At 70.0% G+C, this 3,985-nt stretch carries 4 protein-coding genes; 1 reads left to right on the top strand and 3 read right to left on the bottom strand.

Annotation, left to right across the window (positions count from 1 at the left end; genetic code table 11):
* Positions 1-58: 58 nt before the first annotated feature.
* Together ETD96_RS42145 and ETD96_RS42150 are read right to left on the bottom strand one after the other, a co-directional pair.
* Positions 59-499: an ATP-binding protein gene (locus ETD96_RS42145; protein ID WP_138642076.1), complete on the bottom strand. Its 441-nt coding sequence runs from the start codon at positions 497-499 to the stop codon at positions 59-61.
* An 18-nt stretch (positions 500-517) separates the two neighbouring features.
* Complete coding sequence (locus ETD96_RS42150; RefSeq protein WP_021597910.1) at positions 518-871, bottom strand: STAS domain-containing protein; 354 nt, start codon at positions 869-871, stop codon at positions 518-520.
* 235 nt (positions 872-1,106) lie between these two features.
* Between ETD96_RS42150 and ETD96_RS42155 the strand changes: the two genes are divergently transcribed.
* The gene (locus ETD96_RS42155; protein ID WP_138642077.1) at positions 1,107-3,419 is read left to right on the top strand and encodes a DEAD/DEAH box helicase; all 2,313 of its coding nucleotides are present in this window, start codon (positions 1,107-1,109) and stop codon (positions 3,417-3,419) included.
* Between the two features lie 14 nt (positions 3,420-3,433).
* Here the strand turns inward: ETD96_RS42155 and ETD96_RS42160 are convergent, their stop codons facing one another.
* Complete coding sequence (locus tag ETD96_RS42160) at positions 3,434-3,805, bottom strand: hypothetical protein (RefSeq protein ID WP_138642078.1); 372 nt, start codon at positions 3,803-3,805, stop codon at positions 3,434-3,436.
* Positions 3,806-3,985: the final 180 nt, after the last annotated feature.

Here is a 3,985-nt window from a genome sequence, read left to right on the forward strand (position 1 = left end):
ACTGAGGCCCCGCCGGGGGTGGCGGGGCCTTGGGTCGTCAGTGGGGGCGCGCGTGCTTCTAGATGGTCGCCTCGGCCTCGGCCGGCCAGCTCATCCGGATCTGGACTCCCTTGGGCGTGGCGGCGATCTCCACGTCGTCGGCGAGGCCGGCGATGACCGCCAGGCCCAGCTCGGCGGTGCCCTCGCCCCAGCCGGAATCGAACTCGCCCTCGTCCAGTGCCGCCGAGAGGTCGCCCGGCGTGTCGTCGCCGGGGACGGTGTCGCTGACGGTCACCTCGAAACGGCGGTCGGCGCCGTTCAGTTCGAGGCGGACGGGCTCGTCCGGGCAGTGCCGGCGATGCGCCTCCACGGCGCGCGAGCACGCCTCGCCGACCGCGAGCCTGACCTCGTCCAGCAGCGGCTCGGCGACGCCACTGCGGCGGGCCACGGCGGTCACGATCAGGCGGGCGGTCCGCACATGGACGGGCAGCGCGCTGAAGGACAGTTCAACGGTCGACATCTTCGAGCCGCGGGCCGCCTACTTGGCGCCCTTGCGCTTCTCCTCGGCCTCGGCGATCGAGTCGTGGATGCCGAAGACCTTGGTCAGCCCCGTGATCCGGAAGATCTTGAGGATGCGCTCCTGGGTGCAGACCAGTTCCAGCGAGCCGTCGTGCGCGCGGACGCGCTTCAGCCCGCCCACGAGGACGCCGAGCCCGGTGGAGTCGAGGAACTCCACCTTCTCCATGTCCACGAGCAGGTGGAACTTGCCCTTGTTGACCAGGTCGATGAGCTTCTCGCGAAGCTTCGGCGCCGTGTAGACGTCGATCTCGCCCTCCACGTTGATGACGGTGAGGCCATCGTCGGTGGTGTAGTCGTTCACCTTCAGGTCCACAGATCCTCCACGCGCCGTGCAGCACTATCCGATCTCGATGCCCGGTGGCCGGCCATCGAGACTTCGCCGTGATTCAACCACGCTCCGGCGTCGTACACGCACGTAATCGCCCACTCGGGCGAAAGTTCGCGCCATCCCGTCTGACCTGCTGATCTACCGGCCAGGTCGGGGGGACGGGCATACCGGCGCCGGGGCGTTCCCGTAGTTCTGCCCAGGCTGGCAAACTGAAAACCTGATGGGCGTCCAAAGATCTTCAACTCCCCTCGACCGGCTCCTCGCGGACCCTTCGCGGCGCGACCGCATCACCCATGTGGAGAGCGTTCCCGCACGTCAGGGCCGCCGGGCCGGGTGGCCGTCCTGGGCGCCGCCGCTCCTGGTGGAGCGGCTCGCCGCGGCGGGCATCGAGGCGCCCTGGGAGCACCAGGTCGCCGCCGCCGAGCACGCCCGTGCCGGACGGTCTGTGATCATCGCCACAGGGACCGCGTCCGGGAAATCCCTCGCCTACCTGCTGCCCTGCATCGATGCCATCTATGCGGGGGAGGAGAATCCGCGCCGGGAAGGGACCGTCCTCTACCTGTCTCCCACCAAGGCCCTCGCCGCCGACCAGCTCCGTGCGCTCCGTTCCCTGCACCTCACGCGTGTGCGCGCGGCGACCTACGACGGCGACACCCCGCAGGATGAGCGGACGTGGGTCCGCCAGCACGCGAACTACGTGCTGACCAACCCCGACATGCTGCACCGGTCGATCCTGCCGGGGCACGCACGGTGGTCGTCCTTCCTGCGGCGCCTCCAGTACGTGGTCATTGACGAAGCCCATGGCTACCGCGGTGTCTTCGGGTCGCACGTCGCACAGGTGTTGCGCCGGCTACGCCGGATATGCAAGCGGTATCACGCGTCCCCCACGTTCATACTCGCGTCGGCGACGACGTCCTCGCCGGCGTTGGCCGCGTCCCGTCTCACTGGGGTGGACGTGGTCGCGGTAGACGACGATGCCTCACCGCGTGGCCCCGCGACGTTCGCGCTATGGGAACCGCCGTTGACGGAGCTGCGCGGTGAGCGCGGTGCGCCCGTCCGTCGTACCGCCACGGCCGAGGCAGGTGACCTTCTGGCCGACCTTGTTGTCGAGGGTGTTCAGACGCTCGCGTTCGTCCGCTCTAGGCGCGGGGCAGAGTCGGTGGCGCTCAGCGCCAAGCGCGCGCTGCACGAGGTAAGCCCGGACCTGGCCGACCAGGTCGCCGCCTACCGTGCGGGTTATCTGCCTGAAGAACGGCGTGCTCTGGAGGCCGCCCTCCGCTCGCGTTCGATCATCGGCTTGGCCAGCACGAACGCGCTGGAGCTCGGTGTTGACGTCTCCGGGCTCGACGCCGTCCTCGTCTGCGGCTGGCCGGGCACCCGCGCGTCCCTCTGGCAGCAGGCCGGACGCGCCGGACGATCCGGGCAGGCCGCCCTCTCCGTCCTCGTCGCCCGGGACGACCCGCTCGACACGTTCCTCGTCCACCACCCCGAGGCGATCTTCGGGACGCCGGTCGAGGCGACCGTTCTCGACCCGGACAACCCGTACGTCCTGGAACCGCACCTCTGCTCCGCCGCGTCCGAGATGCCGCTCACCGAGGACGACCTCCCGCTGTTCGGCCCGGCGACCGCCGACCTGCTGCCCGACCTCGTCCGCCGGGGCTTCCTCCGGCGTCGCCCTGCGGGCTGGTACTGGACGCGCCGCGACAAGGCCGCCGACCTGGCCGACATCCGCGGAGCCGGCGGCGCACCCATCCAGGTGGTGGAGCTGGCAACGGGTCGCCTACTCGGCACCGTGGACGAGGCTTCAGCGCACACCACCGTCCATGAAGGCGCGGTGTACATCCATCAGGGCGAGTCCTACATCGTCCAAACCCTGGACCTAGACGACTCTGTCGCGCTCGTAGAGGCGGCCGACCCCGACTATTCGACGACCGCCCGCGATGTAACCGACATCAGCATCGTCGAACGGCTGCGCTCGACCTCCTGGGGCGAGGCCACGCTCAACTTCGGAACCGTCGAAGTCACCCGTCAGGTGGTCGCCTACCAGATGCGCCGTCTGCAAACGGGTGAGATGCTCGGCGAGAAGCCTCTGGACCTACCGCCTCGCACCCTCCGCACCCGCGCCGTCTGGTGGACGCTCTCGGAGACGCAGGTTTCCGCTCTGGACGACGACCTCGATCTGGCGGGCTCTGCCCACGCCGCCGAACACGCCTCGATCGGCCTGCTTCCACTGTTCGCCACGTGCGACCGCTGGGACATCGGGGGCGTGTCCACCGCCGTCCACCCCGACACAGAGCTCCTTACCGTCTTCGTGTACGACGGCCATGAGGGCGGTGCGGGATTCGCCGAACGCGGCTACGGGGACGCCGCCTCCTGGCTGCGCGCCACGCGCGACGCGATCGCGTCCTGCGAATGCGACTCGGGCTGCCCGTCCTGCATCCAGTCACCGAAGTGCGGCAACGGCAACGACCCCTTGGACAAGCACGGCGCGATCACCCTGCTCGACGTCCTCCTGTCCGGAGCCTCCGAGTAGCCCGGCGGCGGGCCTCAGTTCGGTGCGACGCGCTGGGCCGGGACCGGCGGCTGGTCGTCCATGCCGCGGCGCGCCTGGGCGAGCGCCTGCTGCAGCTTCCGGCGCTCGAGTTCGAGCGTCTGCAGGGACTCCTCGTGCTCGTCCCGCAGGTCGCGCAGCTCCCGCCGCACGTTCATCGCCCGCCGGAACCCCAGCGTGGCGACCATCATCCCGGCCATGAACACGATCGCGACCACGGCGCCGGCCATGAAGATGTGCCACTGCTGCGTGATCCCGGGTATCTCGTCGCCGAACACTGCCAACCGCGCATCACCAGTGTTGTCCAGCACGACGGCGACACCGGCCGCGGCGGCGGCGAGCGCGACGATCAGCCCCAGAATGATCATGCGGGGTCTCCTCTCCATCAGGCCCGGCGGGGACAGGGCCGAGGTCTCGGACGACAGGGACGCATTGCCGGACGATCCGGGCGATCCGACTGGCAAGGCAGCCTAGACCCTGCCCATACGCCCCGCCAGCCCACCTGATCAGCGGGCGTCCCGCCCGCCCCACGTCCGGCCACCGCGCTC

Origin of the sequence: Actinomadura geliboluensis, from assembly GCF_005889745.1 — a bacterium.
Taxonomy (GTDB): domain Bacteria; phylum Actinomycetota; class Actinomycetes; order Streptosporangiales; family Streptosporangiaceae; genus Spirillospora; species Spirillospora geliboluensis.

Excerpts from the sequence above, each read along its gene's own strand:
- ETD96_RS42160 (WP_138642078.1), bottom strand. The coding sequence starts at position 3,805 with ATGATCATTCTGGGGCTGATCGTCGCGCTCGCCGCCGCCGCGGCCGGT.
- ETD96_RS42155 (WP_138642077.1), top strand. The coding sequence starts at position 1,107 with ATGGGCGTCCAAAGATCTTCAACTCCCCTCGACCGGCTCCTCGCGGAC.
- ETD96_RS42145 (WP_138642076.1), bottom strand. The coding sequence starts at position 499 with ATGTCGACCGTTGAACTGTCCTTCAGCGCGCTGCCCGTCCATGTGCGG.